Source organism: Ructibacterium gallinarum (assembly GCF_014982785.1).
Lineage (GTDB): Bacteria > Bacillota > Clostridia > Monoglobales > Monoglobaceae > Ructibacterium > Ructibacterium gallinarum.
Window position 1 is genome coordinate 22,243 of sequence record NZ_JADCKB010000026.1, and the last position, 18,568, is coordinate 40,810.

The window sequence follows — 18,568 nt, forward strand, 5'->3', positions numbered from 1 at the left end:
AGTATAGGCATAAAAACAAACAAGCAGCATATAATTTTCTTGATATTCATAAATATCTCCTCATATCATAAAATAGTAGTGTTTATATTCCTTCTCCAAAAACTGCAGGCCATACCGTCTGGAGATACTGTCAGTCGTCCACTTTTTCTCGTTTTTATCAAGGTACTATTTTGATCCCTTCACAGAGTGGATTAACACTGTATGGATCATCTATCAAAAATACCTTTAAATATTCTGCTCCAATTTTGGAATCAATGTTTAAATCAACGTCTGTACTACCATTTTCTTTTACATCAAATTTTTTTATAGTATATCCAAGCATTCCCATATATTCATTATACGTACACGCCAGCACATAACCACTTTTTATGTCAATACTATTTACAAAAACACTCACCGGTATTTGAACAGCTGTTTTAAATTCTTCTGCATCCAAACTGGTACTCCCGGTAACATATGTTGGCGAATTTTCTATATTGAATACATATTCATACGGATTATTTTGATAATGAATCCAATCCCTATCCTCTGTCATAATTTGATTAGTTTGAATTAATACTTTATATTTATGTGTATACATCCATTGATTTTCGTTTGTAATTTGTAATTTCGTTCTGTCAGCATTAAAAGATAAATTTAAATTATTTTCTTCCTTTCCAGTCGTCATATCCTGTACTTTAACAATATCAAGAGGCTCTGAATTCAATACAACAGTGCCCATATTAAAAACAATACTATCTTTCACCCCAACATTGTCGTATGCTTCATCGGGAGTAATGCTTTGTGTTGCTTCGCACTTCGTAATAATCAAATTTGTCAAGCCAATCGCATCAACCTTCGTCGCTGCGCAAGAGATTGCAAAGTCTCCTAATATATTTGCTTCCGCAGATAAATGATATGCATCAACAAGAACATCTTCCACATATAGCTGAATTTTGTCACCCATTCTACGCACAGTTATTTTAGTTACACCATTTGCCACATCTGCTTCAGATGATAACAATCTTGTACTACTCCCCGTAACGCGAGCATATTCAGCTGTGTCAAGAGGTATATCAAACAAGTCACTTGCTACTTTTTGATCTTTTATACCACCAGTAAATCTATATAGGCTTCTATTTTTATCAGATATATTCCACCCCTCTTTATTATTGATGAACATGATACGTGCATTAGACCCATTATTTGTGTAATCTCCGCTATCCACCAATACCCCATCTAAGGTTTCCCTCATCGGATAAAATTTGATATTAAAGCTGACTGTATAATATGATTCGTTTGCAATAACATCATTTTTAAATGCGTCTCCATTCGTGAGTTTCGTTGAAGAATTATAAAGTAAAAGTCGCCCATTTCTATAATTAATTGTTGCAGAATTTGCACTTGGAACATGTATTTCATCCTGCACTATAGATATCTTAATTTTTCTTATATATTCTGTGGTTGTAAATATATTGTATGTTCCAAACCCGCTCGCAATATTTACTGTATAAAAAGAATTTGGCCTAAGTTCATTGTTTTTTGGCATAATTTCAAGTATGGTTCCGTTTACATGAAAAACACAGTCAATTTCTTTTCCTTCTTCCATTAAAGATATATACGAAAACTCATCTACCTCTGTAATATCATTATTAAAATCAAGATAAATTCCATACAAATCAGCATACACGGAATTTAGCTCAAGTATTGTCTCCGGCTCTGGTGTAAGAATCAGTGGTAAATTAAATTCTTCATTTGTATATGCAGTTTCAGTTCCAAAGCTTTTTTCAATTTTTACAATATATGTAACACCTCTTTTAAGCACTGTTTCTGTTGTAAGTATAAGGCTTTTCCCAGAAATACTTGCCGCAACATTAAGCTTTTTTTCATTTTCCCAAAGGGATATTTTTGAAAAATCAGTAGTTCCAAATAACGGATTATCAAAATCAATTTTTATTTTTTTGATACTTTGGGCCGAAATATTTTCTGGTTTAATATAGATATCTTGAAGTTCAAATTCTTTTTCAAAATCATATATTGTATAAATAGTTGCATTTCCAAAATAAGCCGAAATTTTGACAGTATATTTGTGCTCCTTTAATAGTTTGCCGTTCTTTTTTGATATATTCAACCATTTCCCATCAATTGATATATTTGACGGTACTTCTTTATCATCCTCCAATAACACTACATTATCAAAATTTTTAATATCTGATATATCTCTATCAAATCCTAAACTGATATAACTTTGTTGCGCCGAAAACTCTACCGGAGTAATTTCAAAACAATCTAATTTTTCGTACTTTATTACTCTTAAATTTGAACACACAGATATTGGCCGATTAAATGCTGAATAAAGAATTGGAATACAACCGTCAGGAAGATTTTTTCCACTTAACGAAAATCTATCCATATATTCATCATTTAAATATAAGACCGCATCTCCCTTAACTTTTCGTATGGTTATGCGCATTTTACTACTGCTTTGTTCATTGGGATTAATTTCATTTGTGTTGTCCGTAATAGGATATTCCTTTGACGGATTAATACGCATATGATACGGCCAAAAAGTGCTTAGTGTGGCTTTATTATTTGAATCCATAACATGAAATGCGCCGCTTTTTATAACACCATCATACGCGCCGTATCCTGTCTTTGTACTGATACGAGTTAATGCCGTTCCATCAACTCCCCACCCGTGATGAACGTTATCAGACAAATATGTTATACTAAAATATGGATTTGTCCAACCAGGGTCGCTGTATGAAATGCCATCGTTGGTATATTGATCAACATAATAGAAATCAAGATTAAATGATAAACTATAGCTATCCAAGTTCGCAACGCTATTCCCTATAATTCCCCATTTACTGGCATCACTTGTATTAGCATTAAACATTCCGATGGCTCCCACATCCGTATTTTGTGCAACGCCATATAGCAGCGATGCAAGATATGGGTTAAAACTTTCTTGTTCCACACTGAGCCGAAAAGCCTCCGTGTAATTTTGAGTTAAACCAAAAAAGCCTGCCTTCAAAGTAATTCTATAATCCATATTTAAATCTAGAGTATTTTCAGGAATAATTTTAACTGTATTGCCCTGCTCAGACACTTCTACTGATTGTATATTGCAAATTTCTCTGTAATTATTATATAGTTCAATACCACCGATTTCTGCTGATGTCACTTCATTTGAAAACAAAACGGTAATATACGTTTCATCAGCAGATATAGCAAAAACAGTATTTTCGTTTGCCGCATATGTAGGAATCATTCCTACCAGCAGTGCAACATATAAAAAAAATGCTATCATATCCTTTACGATGATTTTCATTATACAGTTCCCCTTCCATAACACAATAATCATACACAATTATCATTCAAGCTCCAAAGGGGAATCCCATATTTCACGGACTCCCCTCTTCACAAAACATGATTAGTCGGCTTTAATATATAAATCTTCTGCCTCTTGATATGGAACCATACTTAATGTATTGTCCCACACGAACATACGTACCATTCTCGTGTTGTTTTCATTGGCATTGGTCAATTTCAATTCTGTTGTTGATGCATTATCTGTGTACGCTATATCAACAAGCTCATTATTTAATCCAAACGCCGCAATACAAACCCAAAGATCTTTTTCGGGCGAAGCATATGCAAAAAACTCTGTTTGATATCCATCTGTTTCAAAACCTTTATCCTTTATGGTCACACACGCATCATGAATAGTATTAGTGCTTGTAATTTTAAAATTGCTTATTTCTGTCATATTGTAAAATTGTCCATTTATAACTAGCGGACTTCCGGCAAAATGAATATCTTTCGCAGCTTCAGTGGGTAATTCCAGTGTGTCAACCAAAATGTCATCAATAAAAAGGTCTACATTATGGACAACTTCGGATAGACTGTTTATATATTTAGGTCCAACATATACCTCAATATGTTTCTTGACCATGTTTGATGGAGTATAACTTTTAACATCATATCTGTTATTGGTTTTTTCCTCTAATTCTACAGGAGCGTTTTCTGCTTCATTGGTCTTTAACAAATAGGTCCCTGCTAATGTGCCGTCTGCCCATATATGTGGGTTCTCAGACTTCCACCAGCCATCTGTACCATCAATTAATCTCCACATTTTGTCATTTTGTTTCCACCAGCCATAGATAGAATTTGTCGAAGAACTGCTTTCTTTATATTGCCAATTTAACAAAACAGAATAATCGTTTGATGATTTGATCTCAGTTCCGACTTTAACTCTGTATGTATCATAATCAAAACTCACTGTATAACCGTTATTAAGCATTTCATCTGTAATTGATTCTCTCATACTATCAAGTTCAGCAGATGATCCGCCAAAAATTACAGTTTTTTTGTCATCATCATATTTTGCGGCATTATCATCAGCCTTGGAGACATTTTCATACAATTTTTCTGCACCATCTGCTTTTAATCCATCCTGAATGGAAATAATTTTTATCATCTTAGTCACTTCATCTGAAAGGAACTTACCATTGGAGCCATAACCATTCGGTAGTGTTATGGAATATACCGCACCAATCTCAAACTGATTTGTTTTCGGCGTAATATATAAATGACTGTCATATATAAATAGATTACAATCTTCGGTTATTTCCTCTCCATTTTTCTCAATTTTAATGGCAGCATTTTCACTCCCAGCAATATCTTCACTGAATTCAACAATCATTCTGCTCTCATTTCCGTATGCTGAATGTACAACGAGGTTCTCGTCTATAACTTCTGTTATTTCTTCAAACGCAGTAACCAAAAGATTAGATGCCTCATTAAAATTATATAATTGCATATATTGTAATGAAGATGTGGAATTTCCCGCCTTTTTATCAAAATTGCCTCCTGTTATAGAAAATACTGCATTATTAGGAATTTCCATGCCGTCCAACTTGTATAACCCATTTATGTCATTCTTAGTATACCGTACAAAAAACTCCACATAATTATATGCACTCCCGCCTTTCATGTAGGTGGGACCTATCGAAAGTTGTATTCTCTGTTTCGGTTTGTCCTCATATATATAAGTCAGCTCATTATCAGAAGTGTTGTACTTCCATTTAATTGTTTCATTGGTATCATAATTTAATGCTGAAACATTCCGTGCAGTAGCTAACGTTCCATCTTCCCAAGGCAACGTATTCCCTGTATTGCTGTTCCAAGTATTTCCAGCATAATTGCGTCCAAATTTACTCCCATCCCAGACCGTATTCCAACCATAATATTGATTTTCGCTTTTATAGGTAATTGCAAACATGTTTTGTGCTATCGAAGGCTCCTCTGCATAGGGAACCCGGTTTATACCTGAAAAAATCCACTCACCCTCCGCAGCAGCTTTATAGGTATCATAATCAAAGGCTATGGTATAACCACCATTTAATTTCATTTCATCCGATATATTAATTGCATTATTAAGATTTGCGCTTGTACTTGCAAAAATGATTGCACCATTATTGATATCAGAATAATATTTATAAACACTATTGCCTGCATTGATACCTGTAGAATCACTAAACCCGTTTTGTGCTTCGGTCAACCTAAAATATTTCATATATTCCTGTCCAGCTATGTTTTGAGGAATAAAGATTTTATATATTTTACCTATTTCAAGATTTGCCTCCAGCGAAATTACTTTAGGGGAATCAAGATATTTGGCATTATATGCAATCGTATTTGCAGAAATATCAGAAAGTACAATACCGGTTAAATCCGTAACGTCTGTGAGCGGTGAATCATCTGATAAATACAACGTAACACCCGATACATTTGCATATATATCCACAATGGTTGGGTCAGAGTTCTGAGCTACAGCAGGAGTGATAAGAAAAATTATAGCCATAATAGCACTTAAAAATAAGTAAATTACTTTTCTTGATTTTTTCATATTAACCTCCATTCTGCTATATATCGTATATGCGACCATACGTTGACAACTAGCAGATGTAATTTTAAATTTATTTTAAGTATAAAAAGATAGAATGCAGATCTATTTAATACACAAAGGGAAGTTGATCTTTTATTGATTTTTCGTTTCCAAAAATTTTTCAACTTGCGCCTTTGCATCATCTAAGATTTCTTTTCCACCGGATTCATACTCTACTTCATTTGTCTTTTCATATAAATCATCAAATTCATCCGGACTGCATACCATAAGGCTCTTAAGCTGGGCCACAGCAGTTGTAGTTTGATTCTGCAAACCGGATATTTTCCCCATATTCAAAGTAAAACCCGTAAGCGGTGATTCTTTTGCAGTAGCATTGATATGCTTCATTTGTTCCCAGATATCGCTCGGTTGTCCTTCAAGTACATATGCATTGAATTGATTTCCAAATTTCCAATCCGCATTAGGATTATAACCGGAATTTTCAATATATCTAATTGTATTTTCGTCAATCTTTTCATAGTTTTCCCCCTCAATACCATGACAAATGAGACGATAAACATCCGTATTTGTATTAACAAGTTCAATCATTTTAAGAGCAAGATCAGGATTTTTACAATTCGCATTAATCCCTGTCATTGTTTCCTGACAGATTCCTTGCTGACGATATGGCTCCGAAAGTTTAACATAATATTTTTCCCTACCAAGTCTTTGTTTAGAGCTTTCCGCCATACCCGGTTTCCAGTTTATCATATATGCCGCATATCTACCTGCATTATAATCGGCAGTATCATCATTCATCGTTTTAACATCTTTACGAATATAACCTTTGTTATACCACGAATTTAGCAATCTCATCAATTCTTTATACTCCGGCAAATCAAGATTTCTATAAATTTCACCTGTATCCTGCTTAATATACAGTCTTCCGCTTAACTTATTATACTGATTTTTTTGTTCCAGACCCCACTGTTCACTGTTTGCTGTTCTAAATGGAAAGATTTCGGGTTCGTTTTGTTTTACCATTTCTAAGAAAGGTTCTATATCTTTAAGTTCTTTTACTGTGCTGATATCAAAATTATATTTGTCAACCAACTCTTTATCCAATTCTATTGATGTTGAAAGAGCAAATATCTGCGTATTAGGAACTGCATATATATGGCCATTATATCTTGCATCATTCCAAACACCCTCCAATATGCTATTTTTTAACTCTGGAGTGTTATCAAGCATTTCGTCAAGCTCTAACAGGCCGCCACCTTCAGCTGCTTTACTGTAAACATTTGTATATCCCGTAAAGCATAAATCATATTCATCGCTTCCGGAGGCCATAAGCATGTTCAGTTTCTGATTAAATGATGCCTGATCAATAAACCTGAGGTTTAATCTTGCACCAATTTCTTTTTCGGTTATCTCACTAACCTTCTCCATAACCTTATCTGCATTTGGCTGTGAATCACCCGGTACATACCAAACAATGGTTGGCATCTCTCCGTTACCTTGTGTTTGTTCAGCATTCCTAGCGCACGAGGCAACCGAAAAACACATAGCTATTGAACATAAAACCAATAAAATTCTTTTCATTTTTCTCCCTCTCTTTATATAAATTTTGTTTTTTATTTATCAGCTTTGCATTAACCTTTTACAGAACCTACTGTTAATCCCTTTACAAAATATTTCTGAAAGAAAGGAAACACCAGCAACGCAGGGCCGGCTACAACAACCGCCATTGCCATTCTTACTGTTTCGCTTGGAATGTCTGAAACAGACATATAACCAGAGAGATCTCTCTCTGAATTCTGAAGCATTGTAATATTTTCCATTATTCTTTGCAAAAGATACTGTAGACTAATCATGTTTTCATCATTGATGTAAAGCATAGAGGTGTTCCAATCATTCCATTTTGTAAGAAAAGTAAATAAGGCAACCGTAGCAAGAACTGGTTTCGATAACGGCAAAACAATTCTGAAAAATACCGTATACTCATTTGCCCCATCAATTTTAGCTGCCTCCAAAAGTCCATCCGGTATAGCAGCGAATGATGTTCGCATCATAAAAATATACCACGGACTGATTAAGGCAGGTAAAATATAGACTAAATATGTATCGCATAAATTCAAATATTTTGCAATTAAAATGTAAGTAGGTACTAATCCACCAGAAAAAAGCATTGTAAAATATAAATACAACGATATCCATTTTTTTCCTGTCATTCTTTTTAAGGATAATGGATACGCAATAAGCGCATCAAGCAGTACCGCACCAATCATGGTTACAAATGAAGTGATTATGGTAACTTTATATGCCTGTATAATTCCAGTGGCATTTTTAAATAGATACTCATATGACTCTGTTGAAAAATGCTGTGGCAAAACACTATATCCGTGCAATAATATATCTTTTTCACTTGAAAAAGATACACTTAGCAAAATAATAAATGGTAATAAGAAGAAAATACAAAGGATTCCCAAAAAAATTGTCAACCCCATTTGGCGCTTTGTTCTTTTTGATCCTGGCCGTATATTTTGCACTGTCATTCCCTCCTAAAATAGAGCTTTATCACTGTCAACCCTGTTTACAACATGGTTAGTAACCATTACGCATATAAATCCGACCACCGACTGCAGCAACCCTGCAGCAGCGGAAATATTTAAATTATTATCTATTCGCATCTGTCTAAATATATATGTATCAAAGACATCCGTCACAGGATATAGAGCACCAACATTTCTCGGAACAAAATAAAACAATCCAAAATCTGCTCTAAAAATTTTACCGATTGCCATAATTGTCATGATAGTAACTATAGAAGCAAGTTCCGGAAGAATAATTTTTTTTGTAATCATCCATTTTCCAGCACCATCCATCCTTGCGGCTTCAAAAAGTGATTCATCAATACTCATAAGCGTAGCATAATAAATCACACTGTTCATTCCTATTGTCTTCCATGTCTCAGTAATCACTAAAATTGGAATCCACAGCCAAGGAATACTATACCACTCAACCTCAGGCAATTCCATCATTTTGAGCAATGAATTCACAATACCATATGAAGGATTCAAAAAACTATATACTATGTACCCCACAACAACCCACGAAATAAAATGCGGCGTAATAAACACTGTTTGAAAGAACTTGGTTTTGCTTCTGCTCTTTAAATTAAACAACAATACTGCTAAGGCAACCGCAGCAGCCGTAGAAAAAGCAATCATCAAAGCATTGTTGACAAGAGTATTTTTTAATAGCACCATAAAATCATTTGATAAAATAAACGTTTTAAAATTATCCAATCCAACCCAATCGCTTCCAAAAATACCCTTGTTATACTTAAAATTTTTAAACGCCATAATAATTCCAATCATTGGCAAATAACAAAACACGAAAACTATCAGTATCGGCACTGCACACATCGATGTAAGCCTGATATCATCAGCCGTAAATTTTTTTTGTGTTTTCATTTCCTTCTCTCCCATTCATATGTTTTTGCATTAAAATTGTAATACCTAAAGAAAAGATTTTCAATGTCAGATTTTACTTTTGTATGGAAATATATTATTCATAAATTGTCTAATAAACCTTGATATGTCCGTTTTCCCTTGATTTTACTTGCTTTGTTAGTAAAAATAAAATTTTACCGGAATTTGATTTTTTTGGATCTATATGCTATAATATAGCCAGAAAAAAGATACTTGGAGTGTTTAAATAATGGATAAAATCTACAAAGCCATCCTTATAGACGATGAAATATTTGCTTTAGATTTATTAAAAAAGATTAAGCTTTGGGATCAATATGGCATTGAAATAACCGCTTGCTTTAAAAGTGCCGAAGAAGCCATGACTGTGATTGATAAGATGAAACCAGATATTATTTTCTGCGATATACAAATGGAAAAAATGTCAGGCATTGATTTTGCTAAATACTGTTATGAAAATTATCCGCATACCACATTTGTCCTCATGAGTGCATATACGGATTTCCACTATGCACAGCAAGCGATAAAATACGGAGTGACAGACTATATTACAAAACCTATAACCCGCACCAAGCTTGAAGAATGTATTAAGGGAATTATATCAAAGCACGATAATAAAAGTACACAAACGTTAGAAAGTTATGATAGGAATTTTATTGATTATACAAAAAAACATTTTTTTCTGCAAAAACTTATATCTGATATTCGCAACGGAATGATTATGTCCCTCAATGATGTTGATAAAATCATAGAATCAAGTGAACTAAGCAGCGATCTTTTGAAAAGCTTTTCTATGAGTTTTAAAATTCATATAAATAACTACTCAGCATATATGGAACATATATGGAAATATGGAAATTCACGTCTTTATAGTGCTATTTCTAATATTATGACTAAAATCTCAACAGATATTTATATAATCATCGTAAGTATGCAGCAAGAAACCATAGAATGTGTTTTGATCAGCAACTCTGTTAAAATGGATACTTATCTTGATGAAATTAAGAACTTATGTTTTTCCATACTCAAATTAGAAATTGAATATATTGAAAAAAACAAAGTAATGCAATTTGAAGAAATAATAAAATCCTATTTTCCGGTTACTGCTGATGAAAGACGCAAACAACTTATTAATAAAACACTTGCTATGATAGATCAAGAATATGCAAATCCCGATTTTGATCTTGACTATGTTCTAAAAAAAACTTTTGTAAGCAAGTCCTACTTCTGCAAAATATTTAAAATTGAAACAGGAATTACATTTACTCATATGCTAAATAATATTAGATTGGAACACAGCATTCCTTATCTTCTAGACTGTAAAAACAAAATCTCAAGTATATATGAATTCGTTGGTTTTAGCAGTAATCGGTATTATTATAAATTATTTACCGAAAAATATGGAATAACACCTGCTGAATATCGCAATCAACACATAATGAGGTGAATAGTTAGTGAAATATTCAAAAAAATTTGCCTATAAAATTTTGAATGAGTTTGGAAGAAAAAGTATTTTTTATAAATACTGGATTCGAACATTCATTATTGTTTTGATTCCTTTTGTTATTCTTAATATGTGTATTTATTTTTTTATGTCAAATCACACGGATTATATTATTGAAGAAAATTACAACAAAGAATTAAACAGCAGTTCTCTGTCACTTGATAATATTTTAGAAGATATTTATGATAAATTTTTATATTTTTGTGTTGATGAAAATGTTCTTTATTATTTAAATATAAATTCAAACGAACAGCTTAATGAATATAATTTATATTTTTCAAATATAAAATCACTGCTGCAATTATCATTCAGTAAATCATATATCCATCGGGTTTCGCTGTATAATAACAAAATAAACTATGTCTATTCTGACACTGGTTCAAACTTTTTAAAATACACAGAAGAAAATAAATGGATAAATGCCGAAAACCTATCGAAACGATTTAACTATCACGTAACAAAACAGGGCTTTGTCATTTGTTATAATATATTTTCCGGAAAAACAAATATTGGAACCTTATGCGTTGAATTTAACGGAGACGAATTAATCAATTATATAAATAAATTTTCGTCAGATGTTTCTCTCGGCCTTTATAATAAAGAAACCGAAACATTTCTTGCCGGTGCAAATGATACTCTGATGCAAATGTTTACGAAGGCCACTGCCTCCGTTGGCAATGTTTATAAAGATAAAAATCTATGGTTTCAATGTAAAAATACTCTGCTGCCCAATATCATACTTATGATCAATTATACAGCCAAAACACCGGCCGCTTCATTTCCTGTTTGGCTTATGATAATATGCATTATCTCATCAGCAGCAATAGCAATGCTTTTATCTTATTACATATCAATGCACTACTATGCAGCAATATCAAATATAGTTGCAGAATTCCAAGCCACGTTTTCAGATTGTACTTCTCAAAGCGATGAACTGCGATACATATCACAATACATATCTAAAGTCAGAAGTCGAAATGAAAACATTGAAAAGGAATTGATAGATAAAATTTCATCATTAAAATTGTATCAAACTTTGATGCTACAATGCCAAATTAACCCACATTTTATTTTTAACACATTAAACACAATCACTTTGCTGCTAATCAATGAATGTGAAGACGAGCGTCCTGCTGAAATAATTTCTAAGCTATGTACGATTCTTGCATCCGTTTTTGATACAAAAAACTATCTTGTTTCTATATCGCAAGAAATTGAATACACAAAAACCTATATTGAAATAATTAAGATCAGTAAGAATTTGAATACAACTATTATATATAATATTGACAAAAATATCAGTCACTATCCAACACTAAAGTTTATTCTGCAGCCTATAATTGAAAATGTATTTAAGCACGGCAAAGCTCCTATCGATAACGGTGATGGTAAAATAACGATTTCCGCTCATAATGTAAATAAAAAAATACAAATCTGTGTATCAAACAACTTTCAACCGATGACACCTTCAGAGTTAGAAACATTAAGAAAACGGCTTTCAGATGATGATATCATTTCACAAAACCACATTGGTTTGGCCAATATAAACAATCGAATAAAAATATTTTTTGGGAACGATTATGGGATTACAAATATCATATCCAATAAAAAAGAGACAGCGGTATATATTGAATTTCCTATCATTGACACAAATTTTTCTAATGAATCTTAGAATAGCTTAGACTGTATAATTTGCAGTAATGCCTTCTTTTTTCAAGAATTAATTATACAGTCTAAGCCAAAAATTCATAATTTTATTCCACTATCTCGCAATGACCAGTAAGCATCAACAATAAGCAAAGGTGCACTTGTATAGTGATTTTTGCAATCCAATACCTTAGCTATTTGCTGAAGAGCAGAAATTTGAATGTGGTCAGGGTCTTTATCCGGGCACAATGCCATCACAATTAAACATTCTCCTATCTCGCGAACTGGATAAAAAGCGTTTTTATTGCATTCATCATCTACTGGATTAAACCAATAATATCCATTTTTTTCTTCTCCGAACATATATACAAATCTTCTTTTACGCCAAGGTGTATATTGTGTAGATAATTGTCTCTGGTATTCCTCGCTTAATAAATTTTTCGCATATCTGGGAGCAACCTCTTTTATGCAATCTACAGTTTTATACATCAACTGTTGTATATCATTTTTTATTTTTTCATCTTTTTCCACTTCGTAAATCAACCTGAGAGAATACTGCATTTGTAAGTAGGCGTATGTGGCGCAAGCTCCCGCTTGAATTCTATTCGATATTTTTATTCCGTTATAAATATATCGTTTATAGAGAGCATACCATTTAGATTCATTGGTTATCGCATATGCCGCCAAATAAAACATCGGCAATCGCAAGGCTTCGTGTGGAAGTATTTCTTCACCCCACATTTGAGTAGTTTCTGCAATAGTGCCATCAGCTCTGACAATACTGTAATGGTTTTCCGGTATCACATCCCGCTCAAACTTTGTTACAACTTCAACTATTTTCTTTTTTATACACACTTTCAAATTATTACTACATAGCTTTGAAAAATAAGCTTTGTATAAACCATATATCCAGTGTGTATATTGATCACGGGAGGAGTTAATATAATAACTTTTGCAATCAACCGGAGAAACGCTACGCGCTACGTATCCTGATTCATTTGAGACAGAAGCACACAGCAAAAGGCCTTTTACAAGAGCTTCAAATTTATTTCGTAGATGGGCTTCTCCCGTAACATTGTAACGTGCTATTACAGCTTCCAACAAGGAACCGCCGTTTAGCACTGAATCTTCCATTCCAGTACCAAGCCCTGATGGATTTGGAAATGATTTTCTAATCTCATACGGTGTTGGTAAATCATCAATGCATCCATTTTTACCTGTGTGTATTCTAAAATCATATATTAAGTTTGTTTTTTCATAAAAAAAATTCTCCCATACGAATTTCCAAAGTTCATCAAATTTATTATACACTTTTCCTCACTCCTACATAATATTTACAAAATATTTATTCCATTCATTTCGACTTATTTCACGTTTTTGACCATCTGGGTCACATTCTGGATCAAGTATAATTTCTTCAAGCTCATCTATTTTAACTATGACACCGTTTACATAATCTTCCAGACGCTTTCGGCAAGATTTTGTGCGCAACATCAGCCCGCCTATTCGATTTTCATGAATTTCAAACCCGTATGGCTTATTTTCTTTATACCACAATGTTTTAAAGGCCTCATAAAAATTATGAAGTTCTGCTTCAATATTCTCATAATCCATGATAAGACTTTTTAATTCGATTTTGTCCTTTGCCTGATAAGCACAACGAGTTCGTATACCTAAATCATTTTTAATAGCAAGTACTTTTAATAATGCCTGAATATTTTTGAACATATAGCCGTAATTTTTATCACTCGTCAATTTTTCAATTTTTTTCGCTGTTTCTTTATATATTTGGTTACGGCTGCTATCAGTAATACTATCAAAAATACCAAGAAAATAATCTGTGTACAACATATATTTTTCGGGATTAACATTTTTTATTTTATTTTCCAATATATAATTAATTTCAGGAATATCAATTTGAATGAAATCGTCGTATTCAATACCACAAAACGAACGAAATCCTTGCTTAATTTTTTTATCATCACTTATGCCTTTTAATAGCTGCGATACATAATACATCGATGGAAGAATAGAAAAGAGAGAGGACTCGACGCCATTATCTCCCCACATTGTAAAAAAAATATTTTCCACTTCATGATCTATACAACTTTCAATAGCCACTTTACTTGTTTCTATGGAATACAAATTATGCGGTACAAACCCCGTCCACGTCCAAAGTCCTCCGGCAAACCAAAAATTTTTTTTAAAATTTTTATGTGCCTGCATCATAACATCATAAAAAGACTTTTCTAATGAATAATAGTTCCAAAAAACAGGAGTCACATTTTTAGGGAGTATATTACATATATTTTCATCTATTTCATCAGGGCTTTGAACTCGGTATCCATCAGAAACAATTCTGAAAAACATATCACTCCACATCATAGGTTTAAAACCGTATTTTTTTGCAATGAATGCAACTCTCTCAAGATGCTTTTGCATGATAACTGTAGGTTTTGTATAACCATTCCGTTTGAGATATTTGCCAAGCCCAAGCATCCACGCCTCATCCATACCTATATGTATATTTTTTGAAGAGAAAGTTTCTGAAATATTACGTAACATATCATCAATCAAGCTGTATGTTCTGTCATCATCAACAAGTAAAATATCATTACAATCGGTAATTTCCTCATATATTTTCCAATTTACAATTCCGTTAAGATGTGCAAGTGTTTGTATACACGGGATAAGCTCAATACCGTTCAAAATGCAATATGTATCAATTTCTTTTAACTCAGCTTTACTATAACGTCCCCGCAAATATCCAAAATACGGTTGTGTGTCAATTTCATATGTATCCTCAGTATATAGCATCAGTGTATTAAACTCGAGTTGCTTCATAAGGTCAATAAATTTTTTTATTGCATTGACACTGCGCACAGCATTTCTTGAACAATCAATCATAATTCCTTTTCTTTTAAAATTCATTATGTTTCCTCCCTTGTAAAATATCAATTTTCAAAATATAATACTGATATATTTTACACGTGTCAAGAGAGAAAATGAAATAAAAAAATATTATACAACAAAAAAAGAACATTTCAATAAAAGCGATACTATTATAACATTTTATTTTTTTACCATAACATCTACGTAAATATTTATTTAATATAACGGGTACAAAATTTTTAAATTAATTTAAAATTCGTAAACCTCAAGGTCGCCTTGACGAAATTAGAAAAATATGGTATAATACAGTGTAATTTTGTAAAGATTTGTATAAATACAGTGCGGTCAATTGGGGCGGTCAGTATAAAAAAGAAAGGTTGCCACAGCCACAGATTTTGAAAAACACTTCCTTTGCGGCCGCTTATTTTCTTTCTGCGGGATAAGCGCCTGAAAATATGGAAAAACCCGCAACAGCGCAATGGACTTTGGCAGACGTATGAAAGCAACATCGTGTCATCAAAATCAGCGACAGAAGATATACATCTTATCTTTGGAACAGGGAGGACGAATCAATTATGGTTACAGGGGAACTAAAAAACAAAATAGATAGTTTATGGGATATATTTGCATCCGGGGGCTTGGTAAATCCTCTTGATGTCATTGAGCAGATTACATATCTCATGTTTATCCATGATCTTGATGACACAGATAATATCCGTGCAAAGGAAAGCGCAATGCTGGGGATTCCGCACCAAAGCATTTTTGCAGATGCGGTTACAATAGGCGGCCGTACTGTTGACGGCAATCAGCTGAAATGGTCGGTATTTCGTGATTTTCCCGCAGGGAAAATGTATTCTACGATACAAGAATGGGTGTTTCCGTTTATCAAGAACTTGCATGCTGATAAAGACAGCGCCTATACAAAATATATGGACGATGCCATTTTTAAAATACCCACTCCTTTGGTTCTTGATAAGGTAGTGACAAGCCTTGATGGAATTTATGACATGATGAAAAATACAAACGGCATAGATGTCCGGGGCGATGTATATGAATACCTTTTGAACAAAATTGCGTCATCCGGTTTAAACGGCCAGTTCAGAACACCAAGGCATATTATAAAAATGATGGTGGAAATATTAGCCCCTAAACCTGATGATGTAATCTGTGACCCCGCCTGCGGAACGAGCGGATTTTTGGTTGCGGCGGGAGAATACCTGAAAGAAAACTATAAGGAAGAAATATTTTTTAATAAAGAGAAAAAAGATCACTATATGAATTCCATGTTTTACGGCTATGATATGGACAGAACCATGTTCCGTATCGGTGCTATGAATATGATGACACATGGCATTGACAGCCCTTTTATTGAATACCGTGACAGTTTATCAGACCAGAATGCAGACAGAGATAAGTATTCTCTTATACTTGCAAATCCACCGTTTAAAGGCAGTTTGGATTATGATATCGTTTCAGCGGATTTGCTGAAAATGTGTAAAACAAAGAAAACAGAGCTTTTGTTTCTTGCCCTGTTTCTTCGTATGCTGAAAATTGGCGGAAGATGTGCCTGCATTGTCCCTGACGGCGTGCTTTTCGGCTCGTCAAAGGCGCATAAGGATATAAGAAAAGAAATCATAGAAAACAACAGACTTGAGGCGGTGATTTCCATGCCGTCAGGTGTGTTTAAGCCATACGCAGGCGTATCCACCGCGGTTTTGATTTTTACAAAAACAGGCCACGGTGGAACGGATACCGTTTGGTTTTATGATATGAAAGCCGACGGTTTTTCTCTTGACGACAAAAGAAGTCCCATTGCCGAAAATGATATTCCCGATATTATAGAGCGTTTTCATAACCTCCATAAAGAAACAGATAGAGAAAGAACGGAAAAATCTTTCTTTGTGCCAAAACAGGAAATTGCAGACAATGACTATGACCTTTCCATCAATAAATATAAAAAGATTGAATATGTGCCTGTGGAATATCCCCCAACAAGTGAGATTTTGGCGGAAATAAAAGACCTACAAGCAGAAATTGCAAAAGACCTTTTAGAATTGGAGGGAATGCTTGGTGAGTGAATATATGAAATTAGGTGATGTTTGTGTTTTCTACTCAGGTACGGGATTCCCGAGTGAATATCAAGGAAAAATTAAAGGTAAATTTCCGTTTTATAAGGTTGGAGATATATCTAAGAATGTAATGTTAGGATATAAATTTTTGACTTTTTGTGATAATTATATTGATTTAATTGTAGCTGAAAAGATTAAGGGAGTCATAGTTCCTTCGGATACAGTAGTATTTGCAAAAATAGGTGAAGCTTTGCGCCTTAATAGAAGAGGAATAACTATATGTGATTGCCTCATTGATAATAATGTAATGGGAATAAAACCTAAAACAAATTACTTGAACATAGGCTATTTTTATTATTGGATGTGTAATTTGGACTTACAAAAATATAGCGAATCAACAACAGTTCCGTCTGTTAGAAAAACAAGAATTGAAAAAATTGACATTTTAGTTCCCAATATTGCTGAACAATTAAAAATAGCCGATACTTTAGACAAAGTAACCGCTTTAATCGACAAACACAAAAAGCAACTTGAAAAACTGGACGAGCTTGTACAAGCAAGGTTTGTGGAAATGTTTGGCATATATCCTGAAAATTCAAAATGTTGGGAAACAGGTATAATAAGAGATATAGTTGCCGATGTTCGATATGGCTCCAGCCGCCCAGCTGTAGACAACGGAAAATATCCATACTTACGCATGAACAATATTACTTATGACGGCGAACTTGATTTGTCTGATATCAAGCGTATAGATATTCCAGATAATGAATTGGACAAATGCACTGTGCGTCGTGGAGATGTGCTTTTTAACCGAACAAACAGCAAAGAATTGGTTGGAAAAAGTTGTGTATACAATCGCGACGAAATGATGGTTCTTGCCGGATTTGTTATCCGGGTTCGCGTAACAGATAGAGTCTTGCCGGAGTTTCTTGTAGCATTTCTTAATACAGATTTTTCAAAACAAATGGGTATGCGGACATAATCTTGGACTGTTTATATAGCTAATCCAAGACTATGTCTGTACTCTACCGGACTCATATATCCCAATGACTGTTTGATTCGTTTTGTGTTATACCAGTTGATATAATGATTA

Annotated in this window: 12 protein-coding genes; 4 read left to right on the plus strand and 8 right to left on the minus strand. The window is 33.5% G+C overall.

Annotated features, from left to right (window positions below; translation table 11 throughout):
• Nucleotides 1-157: 157 nt before the first annotated feature.
• The 5 genes from INF28_RS10670 to INF28_RS10690 all read right to left on the minus strand — a co-directional run bounded on the left by INF28_RS10670 (nt 158) and on the right by INF28_RS10690 (nt 9,348).
• Nucleotides 158-3,313 (minus strand): Ig-like domain-containing protein, encoded by a 3,156-nt coding sequence (locus INF28_RS10670; protein ID WP_226393448.1) that lies wholly within the window; start codon nt 3,311-3,313, stop codon nt 158-160.
• A gap of 102 nt (nt 3,314-3,415) precedes the next feature.
• A complete protein-coding gene (locus INF28_RS10675; protein WP_226393449.1) occupies nt 3,416-5,893 on the minus strand; it encodes a hypothetical protein in 2,478 nt (825 codons plus the stop codon).
• A 132-nt stretch (nt 5,894-6,025) separates the two neighbouring features.
• Entirely contained in the window at nt 6,026-7,474 is a 1,449-nt protein-coding gene (locus INF28_RS10680; RefSeq protein WP_226393450.1) for an ABC transporter substrate-binding protein, read from the minus strand.
• A gap of 50 nt (nt 7,475-7,524) precedes the next feature.
• A complete protein-coding gene (locus INF28_RS10685; RefSeq protein ID WP_226393451.1) occupies nt 7,525-8,421 on the minus strand; it encodes a carbohydrate ABC transporter permease in 897 nt (298 codons plus the stop codon).
• A 12-nt stretch (nt 8,422-8,433) separates the two neighbouring features.
• Nucleotides 8,434-9,348: an ABC transporter permease subunit gene (locus INF28_RS10690; protein WP_226393452.1), complete on the minus strand. Its 915-nt coding sequence runs from the start codon at nt 9,346-9,348 to the stop codon at nt 8,434-8,436.
• Between the two features lie 247 nt (nt 9,349-9,595).
• On the opposite strand from INF28_RS10690, the gene INF28_RS10695 reads away from it, so the two are divergent.
• Nucleotides 9,596-10,810, plus strand: a complete 1,215-nt coding sequence (locus tag INF28_RS10695; protein ID WP_226393453.1) for a response regulator transcription factor — start codon at nt 9,596-9,598, stop codon at nt 10,808-10,810.
• 7 nt (nt 10,811-10,817) lie between these two features.
• Nucleotides 10,818-12,539, plus strand: coding sequence for a sensor histidine kinase (locus INF28_RS13025; protein ID WP_226393454.1), 1,722 nt, complete (start codon nt 10,818-10,820; stop codon nt 12,537-12,539).
• A 74-nt stretch (nt 12,540-12,613) separates the two neighbouring features.
• Here the strand turns inward: INF28_RS13025 and INF28_RS10705 are convergent, their stop codons facing one another.
• The gene (locus INF28_RS10705) at nt 12,614-13,825 is read right to left on the minus strand and encodes a hypothetical protein (protein ID WP_226393455.1); all 1,212 of its coding nucleotides are present in this window, start codon (nt 13,823-13,825) and stop codon (nt 12,614-12,616) included.
• A 12-nt stretch (nt 13,826-13,837) separates the two neighbouring features.
• Nucleotides 13,838-15,445: a beta-N-acetylhexosaminidase gene (locus INF28_RS10710; RefSeq protein WP_226393456.1), complete on the minus strand. Its 1,608-nt coding sequence runs from the start codon at nt 15,443-15,445 to the stop codon at nt 13,838-13,840.
• Nucleotides 15,446-15,981: 536 nt separating this feature from the next.
• On the opposite strand from INF28_RS10710, the gene INF28_RS10715 reads away from it, so the two are divergent.
• Together INF28_RS10715 and INF28_RS10720 are read left to right on the plus strand one after the other, a co-directional pair.
• Complete coding sequence (locus tag INF28_RS10715; protein WP_226393457.1) at nt 15,982-17,484, plus strand: class I SAM-dependent DNA methyltransferase; 1,503 nt, start codon at nt 15,982-15,984, stop codon at nt 17,482-17,484.
• Nucleotides 17,477-18,457 (plus strand): restriction endonuclease subunit S, encoded by a 981-nt coding sequence (locus tag INF28_RS10720; RefSeq protein WP_226393458.1) that lies wholly within the window; start codon nt 17,477-17,479, stop codon nt 18,455-18,457. Before INF28_RS10715 ends, INF28_RS10720 begins: the two co-directional genes overlap by 8 nt.
• Nucleotides 18,458-18,468: 11 nt before the next feature.
• Here INF28_RS10720 and INF28_RS10725 read toward each other — a convergent pair.
• Nucleotides 18,469-18,568: IS3 family transposase (locus tag INF28_RS10725; RefSeq protein WP_226393249.1), on the minus strand; the 100-nt coding region annotated here is incomplete at its 5' end.

What these genes read in the sequence shown, in the direction of transcription:
- INF28_RS10670 (WP_226393448.1), bottom strand. Translation starts at nt 3,313, where the DNA reads ATGAAAATCATCGTAAAGGATATGATAGCATTTTTTTTATATGTTGCA.
- INF28_RS10690 (WP_226393452.1), bottom strand. Translation starts at nt 9,348, where the DNA reads ATGAAAACACAAAAAAAATTTACGGCTGATGATATCAGGCTTACATCG.
- INF28_RS10675 (WP_226393449.1), bottom strand. Translation starts at nt 5,893, where the DNA reads ATGAAAAAATCAAGAAAAGTAATTTACTTATTTTTAAGTGCTATTATG.
- INF28_RS10715 (WP_226393457.1), top strand. Translation starts at nt 15,982, where the DNA reads ATGGTTACAGGGGAACTAAAAAACAAAATAGATAGTTTATGGGATATA.
- INF28_RS10680 (WP_226393450.1), bottom strand. Translation starts at nt 7,474, where the DNA reads ATGAAAAGAATTTTATTGGTTTTATGTTCAATAGCTATGTGTTTTTCG.
- INF28_RS10695 (WP_226393453.1), top strand. Translation starts at nt 9,596, where the DNA reads ATGGATAAAATCTACAAAGCCATCCTTATAGACGATGAAATATTTGCT.
- INF28_RS10710 (WP_226393456.1), bottom strand. Translation starts at nt 15,445, where the DNA reads ATGAATTTTAAAAGAAAAGGAATTATGATTGATTGTTCAAGAAATGCT.